This window comes from Streptomyces noursei (genome assembly GCF_016917755.1).
Lineage (GTDB): Bacteria > Actinomycetota > Actinomycetes > Streptomycetales > Streptomycetaceae > Streptomyces > Streptomyces yunnanensis.
In genome coordinates this window covers 4409512-4430884 of the sequence record NZ_CP070326.1, presented here as the reverse complement: position 1 = coordinate 4430884, position 21373 = coordinate 4409512, and the positions used below count along the sequence as shown (strand labels likewise).

Sequence of the window (21373 nt, the reverse complement as noted above, 5' to 3'; positions counted from 1 at the left end):
TTCACCGCAACTCCATCGCAACAATCACAAAAAAAGTTCGAGATATCAGCCAGATCGTGCGACACACCGGCCCAATTGGCGGATGGCCCCACGCAAACCCCTCTACCGTGTGAGTTGTGAGAAGCAGCGGCCTCATCTACGCAGTCATCGTCGGGGCCTGGGCCGCCTATTTGGTGCCGATGTGGCTCCGTAGGCAGGACGAGCTCAACGAGGCCCGTCCCACCGAGCGCTTCAGCACGGCCATCCGGCTCCTGTCCGGGCGTGCGGCCATGCAGCGCCGCTACGACAAGGAGCATGGCGCGCGCCCCGCCGACGATGCCGGCGACGAGCAGGAACCGGACGCCCTGGACGACCCGGCCGGCGACCGGTCCTTCGGCGATCCCGCACCGGCCCCGGCGCTCCCCGACGACACCCCCACCCGGGCCCACGGCGCCCCGCTGCGCCCCTCGCTCGCCGAGCGCACCAAGCGCGCCAAGGTCCTGGCCCGTCGCCGGCGCACCATCACCATGCTGTTCGTCGCCTTCACCGCCGGCGCCATCGCCGCGGCCGTGGGCGGCCTCCCCTTCTTCTGGGCCCCCGCCCTCCCCGCCGTGCTCCTGACCGCCTACATCGTCTATCTGCGTGCCCAGGAGCGCCGCCGCTTCACCTTCACCATGGACCAGCGCAAGGCGGAGGCGGCAGCGCGACGACTGCGGGAGGGCAGACCCCGCCCTCACCAGGCGGCCGACCAGCCGCCCGCCGCCGACCACCAGCCCGCCGCCCACGCTGATGCCGTGGAGGCCGCCCCCGAGCCGCCCCGCCCGGCGGCGCCCCCGCACACCGCCGGCGCTCGCGCCCTCGTCGAGGAGACCGACCACGCCGAGTGGGTCGACCAGCAGCGCGAGCGGGAGCGCCCCCGCCCGGCCGCCGGCAGCTGGGAGCCCGTCCCGGTCCCGCTGCCCACCTACGTCACCGCCCCGGTCGCCCCGCGCGCCACCAGCCACGTCGATCTCGACGCCGACGACGCCTGGAGCTCCGCCCGCTCCAGCTCCGTCCCCGAGCGCCCGCAGCCCAGCCCCTCGCAGGACCGCCCCACCCACCCGGGCCGCCGCGCCCGCGGCCGGACGCCGCTCTTCGACCAGTACGAGGACGAGGACCGCCCGCGCGCGGCGAACGAGTGACGGACCTCCCACTGACCAGCACCGGAAGCGATTTCCGAGCACGGCGAACGGGATGCTAGAGTTTCACTCGTCGCAAGGGCCTGTGGCGCAGCTGGTAGCGCACCTCGTTCGCAACGAGGGGGTCAGGGGTTCGAGTCCCCTCAGGTCCACCGTGCGAAAGAGCCCCTGTCGGAGAGATCCGGCGGGGGCTCTTTGGTGTCGTGCGGCGGCGAAGTGCCGCAACTGCCGTGGCGTCGGCGATCTTGCTGTGGTGAAGGGGCCGGAGCGTGATCCGGGGGTGGGTGTCGGGCGCCGCCGGCGGCGGGCCGCACGTGTGGCGGGTGGCGTGGGGGCGGATGCGTCGGACGTCTGGCTTGTCCGTCCGAGCGGCGAACTCCCGCTTGGTGAGCCGCGGTTCGGGCGGCGCGGCATGGCCGGTGGTGAGCGCGGAGCCGGAGCCGGCTGGCGTATCCTCCCCGCTGCCCTGACCAGCGCATACTCGGCAGGCTAAGGTCTCCGGCGAGACCCGGGGGCAAGAAGAGGCAGGAACAGGCCGGAGCGGTTCGTGGAGTTGACCAGAATGCGTCGCACCTTGCTCGTCGTCCTCGGTGCGGTGCTCACCTTGGGCGGGTGCACGTCCGGGACGGCCGACCAGGCCGACCGGGGCAACAAGGCTGACAAGGTTGGCAAGGTCGGTGGTGCGGCCGGGGATCCGGCTGCTCCCGCGGCGGGTCCGGCGGCGGTCCTGATGATGGACGACATCACCGCGGTGTTCGAGAACGGTGCCACCGTTCCGCAGTACGGCTACATCACCGATCTGCACGACGGCTGTGGCTACACGGCGGGGTGGGTCGGGTTCTGCAGCCAGAGCGGCGACATGCTCGGGCTGGTCAAGTCGTACAACGCCGCCGCACCCCACAACGTGCTCGCGAAGTACACATCCGTCCTTCAGCGACTGGCCGACTCGGGGAGCGAGGACACCGGCGCGCTGGGCGGGGCGTTCGTGCGCGACTGGAAGAAGGCCGCCGTGGACCCGACCTTCCGGAGGCTGCAGATCCGGGTGGGACACGACACGTACCTCGCCCCGGCCATGAAGCTGGGCGCGCGGGAGGGGGTCAGGAGCCAACTGGGTCTGGAGAACCTCTTCGACACCGCCCTGATGATGGGCCAGGGTGCGGACGACTGCGACGGCATGGTGAAGATCGCCCAGGAGACCGACGAGGCGCTCGGGGGAAACCCGGCCTCGGGGGTGAACGAGGCGCAGTGGCTGGCCCGGTTCAACGCCGTCCGCCAGAAGCACATGAAGCACCCCTGCACCCCCGACCGTCAGAACGACTGGCCGCAGGCGGTCGACCGGTCGCAGGCCCTGCAGGAGCTCGCGGACCGCGGCGCGTGGGATCTGAAAGGCCCGCTGACCGTGAGCGCCGACTTCAGAAGGACCATCAACAGGCCGCAGGACTGACCCACTTCGCGCCACCGGCCGCGCCGAGTCGGGCATCGGCTTTGCTCACTTTTTTCGCGGGCTTAACTGCCCCTGTACCGCGCGTATAAATTCGGCCACTAGTGTCCGGATCTTGTGCAGACCATTCCGGAGGGCCAGGCGCCCGCCGGGGACGAAGTGATGCCTGACGCGTCCACGTCTCCCGATGTTCCCTCTCAGGGGCCTACCGCGGCTGGATCCCCGGCCGGGACCACCGGTGACACGCTGCGGCTGAGTGGCAAACCGATCCGGCGCCTCACTCCCAAACCCATTTTCGTCGACGCGTCGGGAGGCCGCCGCAGACGGCTGCGCCTCCTGGTGGCCGCGTTGGTGGCGCCGGCGGTGGCCTACGTCGCCCTGCTCGTCAGCACCCTCCTGGGTGGCCCGACCCTGCCGGCGCTGCTGCCGCACCCCATGCGGCCGAAGCCGGGCGCGAGCGCCGTCGCCGCGCCCAAGGCGCCCCGGCCCCGGACGTCCCCGACGGCCGTGGCCACCGTCAAGCGGCATCGGAGCCCGGGCCGGGGAACGACGGTGTCCAAGGCCGTCGGCGGCGCGTCCGCCAAGGTCAAGTCGCGCTCGACGGCGAAACCGTCGCCGAGCCCGAAACCGTCCCCGGGGCCGAAGCGGTCCCCGAGCCCCAAGCCGTCCCCGCACCCGAAGCGGACCCCGACCGCGCCGCCCCCCGTCCTGCCCACCCACGGCGCATTCTGACGCGCTCGGCGATCCGTCAGGAACCGCTCCGGCCCCCGGGCCGCGCCTGCGGTGCCCCACCGACTCCTCGCGGCGCCGCGCGGCCCTTCCTCGGCACCTCCCCGGCAGGCCGACCCGTTCCAGAACTCGCCACCCATCCAGAAATCACCGATGTGACCACTTCTCCACAGCGTGGCCCTACCGCCCGCGAAACGCCGGTGCGCACCCATTGGGTGCTGCTGGTGACCATGGTGCTGACCCTCACCCTCACGCTGCTCATCGAGGGCTACACGCAGCACATGTTCGGCTTCCATGACGACGGTGGGAACCCTCCGCAGGGTCCTGTCGACCAGGTGCCGACCTCGGTCGAGAACGGCGGGCCGGTGATCTCGGCAGGCGGAGCCAAACCGGTCTCGCTCACGCCGCCCGCGCACACCGTGGTGCTCACCTTCGACGACGGCCCGGACCCGACCTGGACCCCCAAGGTCCTGGCGGCGCTGGAGCGGCACCACGTGCCCGCGACCTTCTTCCTCGTGGGCACCGGCGTGACCGCACAACCCGACCTGGTCGCGCGGATGGCGAAGGACCACGACGAACTCGGCCTGCACAGCTTCACCCACCCCTATCTGCCCAGCCTGCCCGGCTGGCAGCGCACGATGGAGATGCGCGAGGACCAGCTCGCGGTGGCCGGCGCCGCGGGTGTCACCAGCAACCTCTTCCGCCCGCCGTACTCGTCCGGCGCCGACGCGGTGGGCAACGCCGACTGGGCCACGATGCGACAGCTCGGCAAGCTGGGCTACCTGACCGTGCTGGTCACCCAGGACAGCGAGGACTGGCAGAAGCCGGGCGTGCAGAAGATCGTCCGCAACGCCACCCCGCCCGGGTCCACCGGCCAGGTGATCCTCTTCCACGACGCCGGCGGTGACCGCGCACAGACCGTGGCCGCGCTGGACACGCTGATCCCGCGCCTGAAGGCGCGCGGCTACCGCTTCCAGACGGTCAGCCAGGCGTTCCACCTCGCCGACGCCAACCTGCCGTCCTCCACCGGCGAGCACCTGCTCGGCGTCGGGCTGCTGTGGCTGCTCAAGGGGGCGGTCTGGGGTCTCGACGCACTCGACGTCCTGCTGCTCGTCGCCGGACTGCTGGGCATCCTGCGCGCGGTGATCTCCATGATCGCCGCGGCCAGGCACCGGAGGGAGGCCAGGAAGGAGTGGGGAGCGCCGGTCACCGAACCGGTGTCGGTGATCGTGCCGGCCTACAACGAGTCGGCCGGTATCGAGGCGACCGTCCGGTCCCTGGTCGCCTCCGACCACCCGGTCGAGATCATCGTCGTGGACGACGGCTCCAGCGACGGCACCGCCGACATCGTCGAGGCGCTCGGCCTGCCGGGCGTACGGGTGATCCGCCAGCAGAACGCGGGCAAGCCCGCCGCGCTCAACACGGGGATCGCCGCCGCTTCGCACGAGATCGTGGTGATGATGGACGGCGACACGGTCTTCGAGCCGGACGCGGTCCGCCATCTGGTGCAGCCGTTCGCCGATCCGCGGATCGGAGCGGTCTCCGGCAACGCCAAGGTCGTCAACCGGCGTGGTCTGCTGGGACGTTGGCAGCACATCGAGTACGTCGTCGGCTTCAACCTGGACCGGCGGCTCTTCGACCTGGCCCGGTGCATGCCCACGGTGCCGGGCGCGATCGGCGCCTGGCGCCGGGCCGCGCTGGTGCGGGTCGGCGGTGTCTCCGAGGCGACGCTCGCCGAGGACACCGACCTCACCATGGCGATCTGGCGCGACGGCTGGCGCGTGGTCTACGAGGAGAAGGCCATCGCCTGGACCGAGGCTCCCGCTTCCCTCGGCGCCCTGTGGCGGCAGCGCTACCGCTGGTGCTACGGGACCCTGCAGGCGATGTGGAAGCACCGCGGCGCCGCCCGCCAGAGCGGGGCCGCCGGCACGTTCGGCCGTCGCGGGCTGCTCTTCCTGCTGCTCTTCCAGGTGCTGCTGCCGTTGCTGGCACCCTTGGTCGACGTGCTGAGCGTGTACGGGCTGATCTTCCTCGACCCCGTCCACGTACTGCTGCTGTGGTGCTCGTTCCTGCTCGTCCAGGTCCTCACCGGCGTCTATGCGTTCCGGCTCGACGGCGAACGGCTCGGGCCGCTGTGGAGCCTGCCGTTCCAGCAGTTCGTCTACCGCCAGTTGATGTACCTCGTGGTGGTCCAGTCGGTGGCCACGGCCCTGTCCGGCAGCCGCCTGCGCTGGCAGCGCATGGAGCGCTACGGCTCCCACCAGGAACCGCCGCTGTCACCGGCGTCGGGGGCGCGGGGCTGACGGGGCCCCGTCGTGCGGTGCCGCGGCGTGCCGTCGGGCGAGGATCAGCCGGGGAGCGTGCGGGCGGCCAGGTCGCGCCAGTCGGCCCGGGTGCCTTCCTGCGTCGCCCCGGTGAACCGGGCGGCGCCGAGGTGGCGCCGTGCGGCCTGTTCGATGCGGGCCACATCCGGTTGGGAGCGGTCCGGCAGGCCGCGCACGCGGGCGCTCGCCGCCAGCAGCCGCGCGGCCTGCTCGTACTGCTCGTCGCGCAGCGCCAGATCCGCGGTTCCGACGAGCGCCCGGGCGATCAGGGGCGCGTGCCCCGCCTCGGACGCCGCCCGGAAGGCCGCGATGCGGTGTGTGCGGGCCTCGTCGTGGTCCGTGGCGAGGTAGCCCAGGAGGTCCTGGAGTATCGCGCGGACGATCGCGCGCCCGGCGTCGTCGCCCAACATCGCCGTCGCGATGTCGAGTTGGCGGTGCGCCTGCGCGGCGTCGCCGTTCCAGCGTGCGAGTTCCGCCTTCGCCAGGGCCAGCTCGGCCAGCACGTTCGGCCAGGCGGCGCGTTCCGCGTACCGCTCCGCCTCGGCCATCGCGGCCGCGCTCGACTCCGCATCGCCCAACAGCCAGTACAACTGGGCCTGCAGCGACCGCATCCGTACGGCGTCCTCGATGGCACCGACCTCGGTGACGACCGCGACGGCCTGTTCGTAGTGGGCGCACGCGCCGGCGAAGTCGCCGCGGACGGCCAGGCGTTCCGCCAGTTCGGTCTGGGCGAACGCGATTCCCCACCGCTCGCCGAGCGCGCGGAACTCGGTGAGCGCGGTCTGGAGATGGGCGTCGGCGTCCCGGCCGGCGTGGCCGAGCATGATCCGCGTCTTGCCGAGGTGCAGCCGGGCCATGGCGCACACCCAGGGGTCCTCGTGGGCGAGCAGCGGTTCGAGCGCCGGCAGGAACGCGTCCGGCGCGTGCAGCATGCGTTCCAGGGGGACGACGAACTCCAGCGCCGGGTGCCGGCTCCGCACCCCCCGGCTGATCGCGTAGGCCCGGTGGATCCACTCGGCCGCGCGGTACTGGTCGCTCTGCTGCCCGGAGGTCACGAACTGCACGACGAAGGCGTACACGAGCGCCCGGATCTCGTCGGGCACCTCGCCGGGCAGGGCGACCGCCGCCATGATCAGCTCGTTGCCCTCGGCCTTGTGCCCGCCGAGCCACCAGTACCAGCCGGCGGCGGCGGCGAGCCGCATCGCCCCCTCCGCGTCGCCGGCCGCGAGCGCACCGCGCATCGCGGCGCCGATGTTGTCGTGCTCGGCCGTGAGCGCGGCAAGCCATTCCAACTGGCCGGCGCGGCGCAGGTGCGGCTCCGCGGCGGCGGCGAGTTCGGTGAAGCACGCGAGGTGCGCACGGCGGGTCGGATCCGATTCCCCCGCCTCCGCGAGGCGCTGCTCGGCGTACTCCTTGACCGTGCCGAGCATCCGGTAGCGCGGCGCCCGGTCGCCCTCGGCGAGCACCAGGGATTTCTCGGTCAGCGCGGTCAGCAGATCGAGCACCTGGCCCGTTCCGACCGCGCCGCCCGCGCAGACCCGCTCGGCCGCTTCCAGGCTCGCGCCCCCGGAGAACACCGAGAGTCTGCGCAGCACCGTCCGTTCGGCGTCGGTGAGCAGTTCCCAGCTCCAGTCGATCACCGCGCGCAGTGTCCGGTGCCGTGGCAGGGCGGTGCGGCTGCCGCCGGTCAGCAGGCGGAACCGGTCGTCGAGCCGATGGGCGAGCTGGTCGAGGGAGAGGGTGCGCGACCTGGCCGCGGCGAGTTCGATCGCCAGCGGCATGCCGTCCAGCGCCCGGCAGATGCGCGCCATGGTCGACAGGGTGCGGGCGTCCGCCACGAGGTCCTTGCGCACCGCGCCGGCCCGGCTCCGCAGCAGCCGGACGGCCGGGGAGGACGCGATCTCGTCGGGGCCGGCGTCCTTGGCGGGGAGGGCCAACGGCGCGACCGGCCACAGTGCCTCGCCGATGATGCCGAGGGGTTCCCGGCTCGTCGCGAGGATCCTCAGCCGCCGGCACTCCCCGAGCATCCGGTGGGCGAACACCGCCGCGGACTCGATCAGGTGCTCGCAGTTGTCCAGGATCAGCAACATCGCCCGGTCACGGACCGCGGCGACGGCCCGGTCCGTGGGCCCCGCGTCCGGCGGCGCCTCGCCGAGCAGCGCGTCCCGCAGGCCGAGCGCGGCGAGCGTCGCGTGTGCCACGTCGCCGTCCGCGGCGACGGCCGCGAGCTCCACCAGCCAGGCCCCGTCCGGCAGGTCGTCGAGCAGGGTGCGCGCGGTTTCCGTGGCGAGTCTGGTCTTTCCGGAGCCGCCCGGCCCGATCAGGGTGGTGAGCCGGTGCTCGGCGGTGAGTTCGCGGACCGCGGCGACATCGGCGTCCTTGCCGACGAAGCTGGTCAGCTCGGCGCGCACATTGGTCCTGCGGTGCTCCGCCGGGCGGCCCAACTCGCCCCGCAGCAGCGCGACATGGACGGCGGACAGCTCCGGTGAGGGGTCGACGCCGAGCGTGTGGGCCAGAGTCTCCCTGGTGCGCTGGTACACGAGCAGCGCCTCGGTGTCGCGACCGGTCGCGACGAGGGCCCGCATCAACGCGGCGACCAGCCGTTCCCGGACCGGGTGCGCGGCCACCAGGTCGGTCAGCTCCGTGACCAGTTCCCTGCCGCGGCCGAGGCCGATCTCCGCGTCGAACCGATCCTCCATGGCCGTCAGGCGCAGCCCGTCGAGCCGGGTGACGGCCGCGTCGAACGCCGCGCTGTCCTGCAGACCGACGTCCTGCAGGGCCGCACCGCGCCACAGTGCGAGGGCCTCGCGCAGCCACCGCGGATCGTCGTCGTCGCGGGCCTGGCCGACGAGGCGTTCGAACCGCAGGGCGTCGACGGCGTCGGGTGCCACCGTCAGCCGGTAGCCGTTCGGCCGCCCCTCGACGGACTTCTCCGGCAGTACCTTCCGCAGCCGGGAAACCAGGCGCTGCAAGGCGTTTGTCGCGTCGGCGGGCGGGCGCTCACCCCAGATCCAGTCGATGAGCGTCGCCTTCGGGACGAGGTGACCTGCTTCGAGCGCGAGGGCGATCAGCAGCCCGCGCAGCCGGGCGCCGGGCACGTCGGTGAGGACGCCGTCCGCCGTGCGCACCTCGAAGGGCCCCAGTATCCCGATCTGCACCCGGCTGATTTTGCCATGGGCGAGGGGCGCGACCCTGGCAGTTCGACGCGGCGGAGACCGTTGCCGGGCAAGGGTTTTCGGGACGCCGGCCCGGGGCGCGATCCGCTGCCGGGAGCCGGGCCGTCCCCGGGCGCGGCCGGTGTCAGAGCCGTGTCAGCGGGGTGTCAGGGGCGTCGGCGATCGTGACCGCACGAGCTGCCACGAAAGGACATCCGATGAGCGAAACGGTTCGCATCCCGCACGGTCTCCCCACGGAGCGCGATGCGGGCCCCTTCGACCCGCCCCGCGACCTCACCCGGCTGCGCGAAGGCCGCCCGGTCAGTCCCCTGGTCTTCCCCGACGGCCACGAGGGCTGGCTCGTCACCGGCTACGACGCGGTCCGCCGGCTCATGGCCGACACCCGCTTCAGCTCCCGCCAGGACATCGGTGTGCTGCACCTGCCGTACGAGACCCCCGGCATGCCCGCCATGACCGAACCGTCCCCGCAGGTGCCGGGCCTGTTCGTCGCCATGGACCCGCCGGACCACACCCGGCTGCGGCGCAAGCTCACCGGCGCCTTCACCGTCCGGCGCATGAAACAACTCGAAGCGCACATCGGCGACATCGTCGAGCGGCAGCTGGACGAGATGGCGCGGCTCGCCCCGCCGGTCGACCTGGTCAAGGAGTTCGCGCTGCCGGTGCCCTCGCTGGTGATCTGCGAACTGCTCGGCGTCCCCTACGAGGACCGCGAGACCTTCCAGGCCAACTCCGCCCAGATCCTGGTCAAGGACCAGTCGCTCGACGAGAAGATGGCCGCGTACGACGCGCTGACCACGTACCTCGCCCAACTGGTCACCCGCAAGCGGGCCGAGCCCGGCGAGGACATCCTGTCCGACCTGGCCAGCGACGACGACCTCGCCGTCGAGGAACTGGTCGGCATCGCCTTCCTGCTGCTGCTCGCGGGCCACGAGACCACCGCCAACATGCTGGCACTGGGCACCTTCGCGCTCCTGGAGCACCCCGAGCAACTGGCCGCGCTGCGCGCCGAACCGGATCTGCTGCCCGACGCCGTCGAGGAACTCCTTCGCCACCTGTCCGTCGCCGACATCTTCTACCGCTACGCCACGGAGGACATCGAGCTCGCCGGCGAGACCATCGGCAAGGGATCGACCGTCGTCGTCGCGTTGTCGGCCGCCAACCGCGACCCCCGGCGCTTCGACGACCCCGACACCCTGGACGTCCACCGCAGGGCCCGCGGTCATCTCTCCTTCGGGCACGGCGTCCACCAGTGCCTCGGCCAGCAGCTGGCCCGGGTCGAGATGCGTGCCGGGTTCGGCGGGCTGCTGCGCCGCTTCCCGACCCTCGAACTCGCCGTCCCCGCCGGCGAGGTGAAGCTCAGGACCGACATGAGCATCTACGGCGTCCACGCGCTGCCGGTCACCTGGGCGGAGCCGGCCCGGTAGAGCCGTCGGCCGCGCGCTGAAGCCCCCGCCGGGGACGTCCGGCGGGGGCTTTCCCGTGTGCGGGGGGCGAGGGTCAGTGCGCGAGGCGGTCGAGGGCGGCCAGGGCGGCGGTGGCGCCGTCCTCGGCGGCGAGGTGTCCGGCGGCGGCCCGGGCCCGGGTGCGCAGGGCCAAGGTGGTGGTGGCCTCGGTGAGGGCGGCGGCGAGGCGGGCCACCGCGTCGTCGAGGGAGAGCTTCGTGGCGAGGACGGGGAAGGGGAGGGCGGCGGTGGCGGTGCCCAGGGCGGCCAGGCGGGCGGCCCAGAAGGGCTGGTCGGCGGTGAACGGGACGGGGACCGACGGGATCCCGGCGCGCAGCGCCGCGGCCGAGGTGCCGGCGCCGCAGTGGTGCACGGCCGCGGCGACGCGCGGGAAGAGGAGGGCGTGCGGGACCGGGGTGGGGACGGTGAGGATGTCGTCGCCCGGGGAGTCGGCGGCGGTCAGGGCGGCGTTGCCGGACAGCAGGACGCCGCGGAGGCCGGCGCGGCGCAGGGCGCGGACGGCGAGGGCGCTCAGCCGCTCGGCGTCGTCGGCGGCCATGCTGCCGAAGCCGAGGGAGACCGGCGGCGGGCCGGCGTTGAGGAAGTCCTCCAGGGCGGGCGGGAGTTGGGCGTCCGGGGCGTGGTGGGGCCACCAGTAACCGGTGACGTCCAGGCCGGGGCGCCAGTCGGCGGGGCGGGGCACCAGCAGTTCGCTGAAGCCGTGCAGGACGGGCCAGTCGGCGGCCTCGACGCGGCGGCGGACCGTCGCCGGGGTGGCCGGCGGCAGGCCCAGCCGGGTGCGCAGGGCACGGGCGGCGCCGGTGTAGAGGCGGTCGACGACGCGGACGGAGAAGCGGCCGGCGGTGCGGTTGCCCCAACCTCCCAGCTGCCGGCCGCCGCTGACGACGGGGGAGAAGGCGCGGGTCGGCGCGGTGGGCACGAGGTAGGCGCCGACGGACGGGATGCCCAGCGCCTCGGCGAGGTGCCAGCCGAGCGGGGCCGTGGTGGTGGTCAGCAGGAGCAGCTCGGTGTCCGGGGCGACGGCGTCGGCCATGCCGGTGCCGAGCTGTTCGACGAAGGCGGCGGCGCGGCGCAACAGGGCGCGGCGGCCGGTGGGGGTGCCGGCGGTGTCCGGCTCCCCGGGGTCGGCGGCGCGGGGGTCGGCGGGGAGGCTGCGGAAGTCCAGGCCGGCGGCGCGGACCAGCGGGGCGTGGCCGTCGTGGGTGGCGAGGGCGACCTGGTGGCCGGCGGCCCGGAGGCGGGCGCCGAGGCCGGTGTACGGGGCGATGTCGCCGTAGGAGCCGGCGGCGGCGATGAGGATGTTCATGGGATCGGCCTCGGGTCAGGGGCGGTGGTGCCGGTCGTCCGGCTCGGCGGTGGGTGCCGGGGGCGACTGGCGGACCGCGTTGGCGTGGACGGCGGTGCGCAGGTACGGGGCGAGGCCCGGGCGCTGTTCGGTGGGCGGGACGAGCAGGGCGAAGGCGCGCGGATCGGCGGCGAAGTCGTCGGCGATCCGGCCGTGCATGTCGGTGGGGCAGGGCGTGAACCACCGGGTGAGGTGGCGGCGGTGCTCCTCGGCGAGGTCCATGGCGCGCTCGCCGTCGGCCGGCTCGCCGGCGTCGAAGGCGGCGGTCAGCCGGGCCCGCCAGTCGGCGGCCTCGGCCATGATCTGCGCCCAGTCGTCCTTGGAGTGCGCGGCGGCCCGGGCCATCGAGCGGCGGTAGCCGTCGCTGTTGTGCCACTTGCGCTCCGCGTCGGTGGCGTACGTCAGGTCGAAGGCGATCTCGCCGAAGACCTCGAAGCGCTCCTGAGGGGTCAGCCGGACGCCGGTCTGCTGGACCTCCATGGCCTGCTCGGCGACCTCGACCAGGCGCTGCAGCCGGTGGATCTCCTCGGTGAGGCGGCGGTGCCGGGCACGGAGCTGGTCGAGGAGTTGGCCTTGGGGGCACCTCCCCGCGTTAGCCGGGGGAGGGTCCGCCAGGATCGTGGCGATCTCGTCGAGCGGGAAGCCGAGCTCCCGGTAGAAGAGGATCTGCTGGAGCCGGGCGAGGTCGGCGTCGCTGTAGAGGCGGTAGCCGGCGGGGCTGCGGTCGCTGGGGCGGAGCAGGCCGGTCCTGTCGTAGTGGTGCAGGGTACGGACGGTGACCCCGGCGAAGGCGGAGACCTGGCCTACCGGGTATCCCATGGGAGTGCGCCTTTCGGTGGTGGCGGGTGGGGCGTGGTGCGCGGCGGACCGGCGCCGGGCGCCGTGTGCCGCTGGTCAAGGGTGGGGCCTGACGTGACGTGAGGGTCAAGGGCGGGCGGCGGGGGCGGTGCGGCGGCGACGGCGATCATGGACGCACGTCGGATTGCGGGCGACCCCGTTACATTTGTCGGGAAACAGGTATCCGCTCTTGTGTGCGCATCCTGTACATCCTTGTGCACACAGGGCACATCTGCTGCGCTGGGTGCAACCGTTGCACCTGGTGAGCCAGCCGTCCGCCCGTCCGCCCGCAGCCCGAGGAATCCGTGAGCGCAGCGAACACCACCGCCCGAGCCGCCTGGGGCGCCGGTGCCGTGCTGCTCGCGGCGCTGCTCGCCGTGGTGCTCGGCGGGTGCGGCGGGCCGGCGCCGCTGCTGCGGGACGAGGGCCCGGCGGTCGCGCCGACCACCCGCACCGGGCCGGTCTACGTGGCGGACACCGTCGGGCGCCCGCTGCAGCGCCCGAGCGCCCTCCCGCTCGGCGACTCCGCGCGGCTGATCGGGCTGCGCTGGGAGTCGTGGGGCGGCCCGACCGCGGTGGCCGGCGGCAGGCTCGTCGGCGACTGGTGTGCGCCGGAGTGCGTCCGCACGCCCTACCGGGCAAAGGTCACGCTGAGCGGGCTGCAGCGGCAGGAAGGGTTCGCGTACTACTCCAGCGCCGGTGTGGTCGCGCCCGAGGTGCACGGCGAGAAGGCCGCCGAGCTGGGGCGGGTGAGTCTGCACCTTCCCGACGTCCAGTAGTCCGGCCGCCCCGGGTGCCGGGGCGCGGGGCTGTCCGGGACGGAGTGCACATGCCGGGGACGAGTCGAGCGACGAGAGGAACGGAGAGGGGAACGGATGGGGCTGCGCGCCAAGATCGGTATCGCGATCTCCGCCACCGCTGCGGTGGTCGCGGTCCTCGTCGGCGTGCTCGTCCACCACCACACCGTCAACGCCCAGCTCGACCTCGCCGGGCACAGCCTCGCCAGCCGGCTCCAGACCACCGTCCAGGACCGGGCGGCCGGGGTCGACACCGGGCGGGGGATGATCAATCCGAAGGACCTGCCGGGCCCGCTGAAGACGCTGGTCGAGCGCGGCCGACGGGGCGTCTATCTGGAGCAGGGCGGCCGCACGCCGTATCTGTGGGCGGCGACCAAGGTGGGCCCGGACATCGTCGCGCTGAAACGCACCTACGACCGGGAGCAGCGGACCGTCGAGGCGCTGGACCGGATCCTGTGGGTGGCCGGGGTCGCCGGCACGGCGCTGGGCTGCGTGGTCGGGCTGCTGGTCGCGCACCGGCTCGGGCGGCGGCTGACCGCCTCGGCGGCGACCGCCCAGCGGATCGCCGAGGGCGATCTGGGCGCGCGTCTGCCGCGGACCGGGAACGACGAGATCGCGCAGCTCACCGCGGCGGTGAACACCATGGCGGAGACCCTGGCCGGGCGGCTGCGGGCGGAGCGCGACGTCACCGCGAACATCGCCCACGAGCTGCGGACCCCGGTCGCCGGGCTGGTCGCCGCCGCCGGGCTGCTGCCGTCGTCCCGGCCCGCCGCGATGGTCCGGGAGCGGGCCGAGCGGGTGCGCGGGCTGATGGAGGACGTGCTGGAGGTGGCCCGGCTGGACGCCCGCACGGAGGAGGCGGACCGGGAGGTGCGGCCGCTGGGGGAGCTGGTGCGGCGCGCGGTCGTGGCGTCCGGGCAGCCGGGCGGGCCCGGGAGCGGGTCGGCCGGCGCGGACCGGCTGCCCGGCGACCCGCGGCCGGTGGACGGGGCGATACGGGTGCGGGTGCTGGCGGACGGGCTGGTGGAGACCGATCCGCGGCGGGTCGAGCGGATCCTGGTCAATCTGATCAGCAACGCCCGGCGGCACGGCAGGGCGCCGGTGACCGTGGAGGTCGAGGGCGGGGTCATACGGGTGCGGGACACCGGGCCCGGCTTCCCGGCGGCGCTGCTGGCGCACGGCCCGCAGCGGTTCCGGACCAGCGGTGGCCTGGGCGGGTCGGGGCTGGGCCTGGGGCTCACCATCGCCGCGGGGCAGGCGCGGGTGCTCGGGGCCGGGCTGTGCTTCGCCAATCCGCCCGGGGGCGGGGCGCAGGCCACCGTCGACCTGCGGGGGGCGCTGTGCCCGAACGGGGCAGACGGGCACGATGCACCCGAGGAGACGGAGAGTCCCGCTGGGGCGGACGGTCCTGGTGAGGTGAACGGCCCCGCTGGGGCGGACGGCGTGCACGGGCCGCGAGAGGGTGCGGGGGAGACCGGGGGCCAGGGCGGGCGGTGAGCCGGCGCGGCCCGCCGCCCCGGACCCGGCGCGACTCACCCCTCCGCGAAGCGGTCCTCCAGGACGGAGTTCAACAGCGCCCGGACGTCCTCGCGGTCCAGGCCCTCGGCCCGGGCACGGTCCATCCAGGCGCGCAGCTCCTCGCGCAGGACGGCGTCGGCGGCCGAGTCGGGGCGGGCCAGGGTGCGGCTGACGAACGTGCCGAGGCCGGGCCGCGGCTCGACCAGGCCCTCGCGCTCCAGCTCGCGGTACGCCTTGAGCGTGGTGTTCGGGTTGACCTTGGTGCTGGCGGCGACCTGCGCGGCGGTCGGCAGCCGGTCGCCCTCCACCAGGATGCCCAGCCGCAGCGCCTGCTGGACCTGCTGGACGATCTGGAGGTAGGTGGCGACGCCGCTGCGGCGGTCGATCCGGAATTCGACGGCGCTCACCACCTCTCTGCCTCTGTGCGCGGTGCGTCGCGGCCGGCCGGTGTGCCGGGGCCGCGCCGGCCGACCGCTCGATGATCGGGCCGGCCGCGGCGGGTGTCAAAGCGCCTCCCGGTCGGCGCCGGGCGGCCGTTCAGAGCGGCCGCCTGCGGGCCCGCCACACCACGAACGCCAGCACCAGGGCGGTCAGCGCCAGCAGCGCGGCCGTGCCGAGCCACTGCATTCCGGCCATCTGGTCGTAGGAGAAGTACTCGGTGACGCGGTTGACGATGCCCAGTTTGGCCCGGCAGGCGTCGGGGTGGGCGTCGTGGACGCAGGTGCTGAAGCCGAAGAGCCGGCCGTCGGCGGTGGCCACCCAGTCGTCGATCCGGACCGCGTCGGAGGCGAGGTCCGGGCCGTTGCCGTTGTACGGGTAGGCGATGCTGCGCGCCGTGCCCAGCAGCGTCCGCACCTTCTCGCCCCAGACCAGGCTGACCGCCGCCGAAGTGAAGGCGGTGACCAGCATCGCCGGCACCACCCGCTTGATCAGCTTTCCGAGGGCGACGCCGACGGCGGTGAGGAAGAGGGTCTTGGCGACCAGGATCGGGCCGGTGACGTCGAACGGGCCGCTGCTGAGCCAGTCGCCCCCCACGGCCAGGGAGTGGGCCGGCGTCCAGAGCCACTGGAAGACCACCGACAGCAGGGTGGTGCACACCACCACGACCGTCAGCGGCAGGGCGAGCGTGGCGGCGAGCCAGCGACCGCGGCCCACGGACTGGGTGGTGACCAGCCGGAGGGTGCCGCGCTCCAACTCGGCGGAGATCAGCGGGGCGCCCAGGAACACCGCGACGATCACCGGCACCAGCTGGAGGAACTGGATGTCGCTGCTGAACGCCGAGCCGAACCGGCTTCGGAAGTCCTCCTGGAGGGCCTCGGCGCCGGTGTCCTTGCCGCCGAGGAAGCCCATCAGCCCGATCCGCTGGTACGAGAAGAGCGCGCAGGCGGCGAGGGTGACCAGGATGCCGGTGAGCAGCGCGGCGCGGTGCCGGCGCCAGACCAGCCAGAGGGTGCCGCGCAGCGGTCCGGAGGCGATGCCGCTGCCCGTTCCGGCCTCGTGGGTCGTGGTGGCGGTGCTCATGCCGCGGTCTCCTTCCGGGCCTCGTCCATGATCAGGGCGGGTGCGTCGGGGGAGCGCATGCAGGCCAGCAGGATCTCCTCCAGGCTCGGCGTCATGGCGTCCCAGGGGGCGTCGGGGGCGGCCTCCGGGCGGTCGGCGAGCGGTCCGTCGGTCCGGATCATCGCGCTGAACTGCCGCCCGCTGACCCGGGATTCGACGAGGGTGTGCCGCTCGGCCAGCTCCTTGGGGACCCGGCCGTCGATCGCCCGCCCGGTCACCAGGGTGTGCGCGGGCACCAGCGCGTCGGTCGGGCCGGCCATCCGCAGCCGGCCGCCGGCAAGGACGAGGAGGTGGTCGCACATCTCCTCCACCTCGGACAGCATGTGGGACGACATCAGGACGGTGGTGCCGTGCTCGGCGGCCTCGGCCAGCAGCAGCCCGGACAGCTCGTCCCGGGCCAGCGGGTCCAGGTCGGACATCGGCTCGTCGAGCAGCAGCAGCTCGGGGCGCTTGCCGAAGGCGAGCGCGAAGGCGACGCGGGTGCGCTGGCCGCCGGAGAGGGTGCCGACCCGGGCGGCCAGCGGCACGTCGCCGGAGCGGACGATGCGCTCGGCCAGCGCCTGGTCCCAGCGCGGGTTCAGCTCGCGGCCGAGCCGGAGCGTCTCGGCGACCGTGAAGCGCGGATAGAGCGGCTTGTCCTGGGCGAGGTAGGCGACGCGGGTCAGCACGGTGGGGTCGTCGACCGGGACGCCGCCCAGCTTCAGCGTGCCGGTGGACGGCTGGATCAGGCGGGCCGCGATGCCCAGGAAGGTGCTCTTGCCGGCGCCGTTGGGGCCGACCATCGCGCAGACACGTCCGGCGGGGAGCCGGAAGGAACATTCCTGGAGCGCCCACCGCCGGCGGTACCGCTTCCACAGGTTGTCGGCCTCGATCGCCCAGGGGCCCGGGGTCGAGTCGCGCACGCTGCATCCCCCCTTTAGCTAGTTAATTAGTGGAATGAGTATGGAGAGAGGCCAGGGACCTGTCAAAGCGGGAAGGAGTGACGGCGGCCCGCGGGGCCGGCAAAAGGGGTTCCGCGCTCGGGCCTACGGCCGGGCTACTCGGCCCCGACCAGCGGCTTTCCCATACAGCGGCTGGACTCGTAGGTCCGGTAGTAGCCGAACTTCTCGACCATCGCATAGCCGCTGGAGGCGTAGAGGGAGAGCGCCTCGGGCTGCTCGGTGCCGGTCTCCAGCACCATCCGGGTGCGGCCCGCGGCCCGGGCGTCCGCTTCGAGCGCGGCCAGGATTCGCCGGGCCAGGCCGCGGCCGCGGGCGTGCGGCACCACGAACATCCGCTTGATCTCGGCGTCGCCGGTGGCGTACCCCTTGGCGGTGTCCTCCTGGACCCGCCAGCCGCCGGTGGCCAACGGCACACCGTCCTCGTAGGCGATCAGGTACAGCCCCAGCGGCGGGACGAACATCCCCGGTTCCAGCCGCGTCAGATCGCCGTCGCCGTAACGCCGGGCGTACTCCTGCTGGACCTCTTCGTCGAGCCGGACCGCGTCGGGGTGGTCGTAGCGGACGGGGCGTATCTCCATTTCAGGAAGCGTACGGAAGCGGCCGGTGGAACGGGAGGGTGGGGCGGCCCCGACGGGACTGGGGAGGTGCCGCCCCCGGTCGGACGCCCTTCACTTGCCGACGGTGTTGTGGCACCCCAGGTTGGGAAGCAGGCCGGTGGACTGGGCGCCGCTGCCGACCCCGATCTCGCCGAGGGCGTCGACGGGGATGACCTGCGTGAGGCACAAACTGGACTGCTTGACCCCGAGCAGGCCGCTGTCGGCGTGGGAGGTGCCGGTGGCGAGGAGGCCGACGCCGCCCAGGATGGCGGCGGCCGTGGCGGCCTTGCGAAGCGTGTGCATGTCATCTCCAAGGGGGTGCGGTGATGCGCTCTGAAGCCCGGTGACTTCACAGAGTGACGAAAGGCTAATCGGAGGAGTCCCGTGATCGCCCGGTGACGCGCCGACGCGCCCGGACCCCCGCCCGTCTCGCCGCAAGCGCGGTGGGCCCGGCCGGCGGATGCCGGGTTAGGGTGCCGGGATGCTGACCGTGACCACTGTGAACGTGAACGGGCTGCGGGCCGCGGCCAAGAAGGGCTTCGTGCCGTGGCTGGCCGGGACCGACGCCGATGTGCTGTGCCTCCAGGAGGTACGGGCCGAGACCGCCCAGCTGCCGGTCGAGGTGCGGGAGCCGGACGGCTGGCACGTCGTGCACGCGCCGGCCGCCGCCAAGGGCCGGGCCGGCGTCTCGCTCTACACCCGGCGGGAGCCGGAGCGGGTGCGGGTCGGCTTCGGGTCGGCGGAGTTCGACGACAGCGGGCGGTACGTGGAGGTCGATCTCCCCGGCGTGACGGTGGCCAGCCTCTATCTGCCGTCCGGCGAGGTGGGCACCGAGCGGCAGGACGAGAAGGAACGGTTCATGGCGGAGTTCCTGCCGTACCTCGTCGGGCTGCGCGAGCGGGCCGCGGCGGACGGCCGCGAGGTGGTCGTCTGCGGCGACTGGAACATCGCCCACCAGGAGGCCGACCTGAAGAACTGGAAGGCCAACCAGAAGAAGTCCGGTTTCCTGCCGGAGGAGCGGGACTGGCTGTCCGCCGTGCTGGACGAGGCCCGGGGCGGCTACGTGGACGTCGTCCGCGGGCTGCACCCCGACACCGAGGGGCCGTACTCGTGGTGGTCCTACCGCGGGCGGGCCTTCGACAACGACGCGGGCTGGCGGATCGACTACCACCTGGCCACCGCCGGGCTGGCGGCCCGCGCCGTCAAGGCGTACGTGGAGCGGGCGGCGGCGTACGACCAGCGCTGGAGCGACCATGCGCCGGTCACGGTGACCTTCGACGTGTAGTGGGCGGGTGCCCCACCGAGGTGAGCGCGGGGCGATCTGCGGGTTCGTCTGGTTGTGGGGCGACGGAGGCGTGGTTCGCGAAGCGGATCGGCGCGCGTTGTATTCACCGCCTTGCGTGACCTCCGTCAAGCCTGACCGTTACCTCGGTGTGACCATCGAAAAGTGCGTTACTGCCCCTTTTGCGGCCGCCGTCATCCTGGCCGCCAGCGTGGGAATGGCTTCCTCCGCATCTGCGGACGCCGGCCCCAAGGCCCCGAACTTCAGGATGCATACAACGCCTTCAGCGCCCTACGGCACGGTCCTCAGCCGCATTGGCGTCAACGAACGTCGGTCTCCCAGCACCGACTCCGCCATCACCGGGGGCCTCGGATACGGCGCTCTGGTCGGCTTGCGCTGCATGGCCAAAGCCCAGGAAGTCGAAGGCAACAGGTTCTGGTTCCGACTCCGTGACCGGCATGCGTGGGTCCCGGCCCGGTACGTCAAGATCACCGGCCACGCCGAGTGGTGCCAGGAGGCGGGCGGCGGCACCTCCAGCAAGGACGAGGCGGGCGACGCCTCCGGCAAGGGTGCCGAAGACGCCTTCGGTAAGGGTGCTGACGGCACCTCCGGCAAGGGTGCTGAAGACGCCTTCGGCAAGGGCGCCGAAGACGCCTTCGGCAAGGGCGCCGAAGACGCCTTCGGTAAGGGCGCCGACGGCACCTCCGGCAAGGGTGCTGAAGACGCCTTCGGTAAGGGTGCTGACGGCACCTCTGGCAAGGGCGCCGACGGCACCTCTGGCAAGGGTGCTGAAGACGCCTCTGGTAAGGGTGCTGACGGCACCTCTGGCAAGGGTGCTGAAGACGCCTCTGGTAAGGGTGCTGACGGCACCTCTGGTAAGGGTGCTGACGCCACCTCCGGCAAGGGCGCTGAAGACGCCTCCGGCAAGGGCGCCGACGGCACCTCCGGCAAGCGTGCCGCCGACAGACGGGCTTCAGGTGATGAGTCGGAGGTCGCCTACCGAGGGGGACCGTGATCGTGTGTGCAACCGGTTCGATGCGGTGGCGGATCGACTACCACCTGGCCACCGCCGGGCTGGCGGCCCGCGCCGTCAAGGCGTACGTGGAGCGGGCGGCGGCGTATGACCAGCGCTGGAGCAACCATGCGCCGGTGACGGTGGTGTACGAGGCGTAGTCACCTACTGCGCCCGCTGCGCCTACTGCGCCCGCTGCGCCGCCTGCGTCTACTCCGGCCGTTCCGCGCGTTGTGCCGGCTTCGGTCCGGTGTTCCGGTCGCCGCCCAGCAGGCTCTCCAGTTCCGCGCGGATGCGGCGGTCCATGGCCATGGAGAGCTCGGCCTCGACGACGCCCTTGGCGAGTGGGCGGAGGTTCTCGACGGCCTCGGTGGCCCGGGGGAGGTCCCGGAGCGTGGGGACGAGGTGGCTGCGTATGAGGGTGGTGAAGAGGTCGGCGAGGGCGTCGGCGTGGGCGCGGACCCTGCCGCCGGCCTCCAGCACCGCGGCGAGCGGGATGCCCTGGGCGATGAGGTTGGTGGAGGCGTCCAGGAGGCGGCGGCTGATGTGCACGAACTCGTCGCCGTCCACGGCCAGATAGCCCAGGGCGAGCGAGGCCGTGAGGTTCTCCGGGGTGATCTCGCCGCTGAAGTGGTCGGCCAGCTCCTCGGGGGTGAGGCGGACCGGGGTCTCCTCGGACCAGGGGGTTAGCAGCGGGCTGGGGAGGCCGAGCAGTTCGCCGACGTCGCGGCCGGTCTCGAAGGCGGTGAGCAGCTCGGCGATCCCGCCGAGGGTGTGGCCGCGCTCCAGGAGGGCGGCGATGGTGCGCAGGCGGGCGAGGTGGTGCTCGTCGTACCAGGCGATCCGGCCCTCCCGGCGGGGCGGCGGGAGGAGCTTGCGCTCGCGGTAGAAGCGCAGGGTGCGGACGGTGATGCCGGCCTCCCGGGCCAGGTCGGCCATGCGGAACTCACGTTCCTTCAGGGGGCCTTCGGGAGGCGTGGGGGTGCCGCCCCCTCGCTCGGCGCGGGTGCTCGCGGGCCGGGGGTGGTCCTGTGGGGTCGGTGCTGCCGCCTGGTCTGCCACGGGGTCAGCCTATGCGGGGCGGCGCGAGGGGCGTCCCGTATGACCGGAGGTAACTTCCCGTCGCCCGACCCCTACCGCTCGGTACGCAACTGCCCTACGCTCCAACCGTGCCAACCATGCCAGTGATTGCTGG

18 protein-coding genes, 1 tRNA gene and 1 pseudogene are annotated in these 21373 nt (G+C 73.3%); 11 read left to right on the top strand and 9 right to left on the bottom strand.

Features of this window, described 5'->3' with window-relative positions; all coding sequences use genetic code 11:
* The first annotated feature begins 116 nt into the window (after nucleotides 1-116).
* The 5 genes from sepX to JNO44_RS19400 all read left to right on the top strand — a co-directional run bounded on the left by sepX (nucleotide 117) and on the right by JNO44_RS19400 (nucleotide 5630).
* The gene (gene sepX / locus JNO44_RS19420) at nucleotides 117-1160 is read left to right on the top strand and encodes a divisome protein SepX/GlpR (RefSeq protein WP_205365454.1); all 1044 of its coding nucleotides are present in this window, start codon (nucleotides 117-119) and stop codon (nucleotides 1158-1160) included.
* Nucleotides 1161-1236: 76 nt separating this feature from the next.
* A tRNA-Ala gene (locus tag JNO44_RS19415) sits at nucleotides 1237-1309 on the top strand.
* Between the two features lie 410 nt (nucleotides 1310-1719).
* Nucleotides 1720-2601 (top strand): chitosanase, encoded by an 882-nt coding sequence (locus tag JNO44_RS19410; protein ID WP_205365453.1) that lies wholly within the window; start codon nucleotides 1720-1722, stop codon nucleotides 2599-2601.
* Nucleotides 2602-2937: 336 nt separating this feature from the next.
* On the top strand, nucleotides 2938-3330 hold the full coding sequence (locus JNO44_RS19405; protein WP_205365452.1) for a hypothetical protein: 393 nt from the start codon (nucleotides 2938-2940) through the stop codon (nucleotides 3328-3330).
* Between the two features lie 197 nt (nucleotides 3331-3527).
* Nucleotides 3528-5630, top strand: a complete 2103-nt coding sequence (locus JNO44_RS19400; RefSeq protein ID WP_205365451.1) for a bifunctional polysaccharide deacetylase/glycosyltransferase family 2 protein — start codon at nucleotides 3528-3530, stop codon at nucleotides 5628-5630.
* A gap of 44 nt (nucleotides 5631-5674) precedes the next feature.
* On the opposite strand, the gene JNO44_RS19395 is transcribed toward JNO44_RS19400, so the two are convergent.
* The gene (locus JNO44_RS19395; protein WP_205365450.1) at nucleotides 5675-8809 is read right to left on the bottom strand and encodes an ATP-binding protein; all 3135 of its coding nucleotides are present in this window, start codon (nucleotides 8807-8809) and stop codon (nucleotides 5675-5677) included.
* Between the two features lie 215 nt (nucleotides 8810-9024).
* Here JNO44_RS19395 and JNO44_RS19390 point away from each other — a divergent pair, with 215 nt between their 5' ends.
* Nucleotides 9025-10251, top strand: a complete 1227-nt coding sequence (locus JNO44_RS19390; protein WP_205365449.1) for a cytochrome P450 — start codon at nucleotides 9025-9027, stop codon at nucleotides 10249-10251.
* A gap of 73 nt (nucleotides 10252-10324) precedes the next feature.
* Here the strand turns inward: JNO44_RS19390 and JNO44_RS19385 are convergent, their stop codons facing one another.
* Both JNO44_RS19385 and JNO44_RS19380 read right to left on the bottom strand, forming a co-directional pair.
* Nucleotides 10325-11596 (bottom strand): glycosyltransferase, encoded by a 1272-nt coding sequence (locus tag JNO44_RS19385; RefSeq protein ID WP_205365448.1) that lies wholly within the window; start codon nucleotides 11594-11596, stop codon nucleotides 10325-10327.
* A gap of 15 nt (nucleotides 11597-11611) precedes the next feature.
* Nucleotides 11612-12454 carry a MerR family transcriptional regulator gene (locus JNO44_RS19380; RefSeq protein ID WP_205365447.1) on the bottom strand — a complete coding sequence of 281 codons (843 nt, stop codon included), beginning with the start codon at nucleotides 12452-12454 and terminating at the stop codon, nucleotides 11612-11614.
* 323 nt (nucleotides 12455-12777) lie between these two features.
* Between JNO44_RS19380 and JNO44_RS19375 the strand changes: the two genes are divergently transcribed.
* Nucleotides 12778-13251: a hypothetical protein gene (locus tag JNO44_RS19375; RefSeq protein WP_205365446.1), complete on the top strand. Its 474-nt coding sequence runs from the start codon at nucleotides 12778-12780 to the stop codon at nucleotides 13249-13251.
* Between the two features lie 96 nt (nucleotides 13252-13347).
* Nucleotides 13348-14766 carry a sensor histidine kinase gene (locus JNO44_RS19370; RefSeq protein WP_205365445.1) on the top strand — a complete coding sequence of 473 codons (1419 nt, stop codon included), beginning with the start codon at nucleotides 13348-13350 and terminating at the stop codon, nucleotides 14764-14766.
* 35 nt (nucleotides 14767-14801) lie between these two features.
* On the opposite strand, the gene JNO44_RS19365 is transcribed toward JNO44_RS19370, so the two are convergent.
* The 5 genes from JNO44_RS19365 to JNO44_RS19345 form a co-directional block, all read right to left on the bottom strand.
* Entirely contained in the window at nucleotides 14802-15197 is a 396-nt protein-coding gene (locus JNO44_RS19365) for a GntR family transcriptional regulator (RefSeq protein WP_067350462.1), read from the bottom strand.
* A 127-nt stretch (nucleotides 15198-15324) separates the two neighbouring features.
* Complete coding sequence (locus JNO44_RS19360; protein ID WP_205365444.1) at nucleotides 15325-16308, bottom strand: ABC transporter permease; 984 nt, start codon at nucleotides 16306-16308, stop codon at nucleotides 15325-15327.
* Complete coding sequence (locus JNO44_RS19355) at nucleotides 16305-17249, bottom strand: ABC transporter ATP-binding protein (RefSeq protein ID WP_205365443.1); 945 nt, start codon at nucleotides 17247-17249, stop codon at nucleotides 16305-16307. Before JNO44_RS19355 ends, JNO44_RS19360 begins: the two co-directional genes overlap by 4 nt.
* Before the next feature lie 134 nt (nucleotides 17250-17383).
* Nucleotides 17384-17866 (bottom strand): GNAT family N-acetyltransferase, encoded by a 483-nt coding sequence (locus JNO44_RS19350; RefSeq protein WP_205365442.1) that lies wholly within the window; start codon nucleotides 17864-17866, stop codon nucleotides 17384-17386.
* 90 nt (nucleotides 17867-17956) lie between these two features.
* Entirely contained in the window at nucleotides 17957-18187 is a 231-nt protein-coding gene (locus tag JNO44_RS19345; protein ID WP_205365441.1) for a hypothetical protein, read from the bottom strand.
* Nucleotides 18188-18365: 178 nt separating this feature from the next.
* Here JNO44_RS19345 and JNO44_RS19340 point away from each other — a divergent pair, with 178 nt between their 5' ends.
* The 3 genes and pseudogenes from JNO44_RS19340 to JNO44_RS19330 form a co-directional block, all read left to right on the top strand.
* The gene (locus JNO44_RS19340) at nucleotides 18366-19169 is read left to right on the top strand and encodes an exodeoxyribonuclease III (protein WP_205365440.1); all 804 of its coding nucleotides are present in this window, start codon (nucleotides 18366-18368) and stop codon (nucleotides 19167-19169) included.
* 115 nt (nucleotides 19170-19284) lie between these two features.
* Complete coding sequence (locus JNO44_RS19335; RefSeq protein ID WP_205365439.1) at nucleotides 19285-20181, top strand: ICP22 family protein; 897 nt, start codon at nucleotides 19285-19287, stop codon at nucleotides 20179-20181.
* A 26-nt stretch (nucleotides 20182-20207) separates the two neighbouring features.
* Nucleotides 20208-20339: pseudogene (locus JNO44_RS19330) on the top strand (exodeoxyribonuclease III); the annotation flags it as partial.
* 49 nt (nucleotides 20340-20388) lie between these two features.
* Here JNO44_RS19330 and JNO44_RS19325 read toward each other — a convergent pair.
* Nucleotides 20389-21240, bottom strand: coding sequence for a MerR family transcriptional regulator (locus tag JNO44_RS19325; protein ID WP_420882663.1), 852 nt, complete (start codon nucleotides 21238-21240; stop codon nucleotides 20389-20391).
* Nucleotides 21241-21373: the final 133 nt, after the last annotated feature.

What these genes read in the sequence shown, in the direction of transcription:
- JNO44_RS19410 (WP_205365453.1), top strand. Translation starts at nt 1,720, where the DNA reads ATGCGTCGCACCTTGCTCGTCGTCCTCGGTGCGGTGCTCACCTTGGGC.
- JNO44_RS19390 (WP_205365449.1), top strand. Translation starts at nt 9,025, where the DNA reads ATGAGCGAAACGGTTCGCATCCCGCACGGTCTCCCCACGGAGCGCGAT.
- JNO44_RS19385 (WP_205365448.1), bottom strand. Translation starts at nt 11,596, where the DNA reads ATGAACATCCTCATCGCCGCCGCCGGCTCCTACGGCGACATCGCCCCG.
- JNO44_RS19380 (WP_205365447.1), bottom strand. Translation starts at nt 12,454, where the DNA reads ATGGGATACCCGGTAGGCCAGGTCTCCGCCTTCGCCGGGGTCACCGTC.
- JNO44_RS19370 (WP_205365445.1), top strand. Translation starts at nt 13,348, where the DNA reads ATGGGGCTGCGCGCCAAGATCGGTATCGCGATCTCCGCCACCGCTGCG.
- JNO44_RS19360 (WP_205365444.1), bottom strand. Translation starts at nt 16,308, where the DNA reads ATGAGCACCGCCACCACGACCCACGAGGCCGGAACGGGCAGCGGCATC.
- JNO44_RS19350 (WP_205365442.1), bottom strand. Translation starts at nt 17,866, where the DNA reads ATGGAGATACGCCCCGTCCGCTACGACCACCCCGACGCGGTCCGGCTC.
- JNO44_RS19345 (WP_205365441.1), bottom strand. Translation starts at nt 18,187, where the DNA reads ATGCACACGCTTCGCAAGGCCGCCACGGCCGCCGCCATCCTGGGCGGC.
- JNO44_RS19340 (WP_205365440.1), top strand. Translation starts at nt 18,366, where the DNA reads ATGCTGACCGTGACCACTGTGAACGTGAACGGGCTGCGGGCCGCGGCC.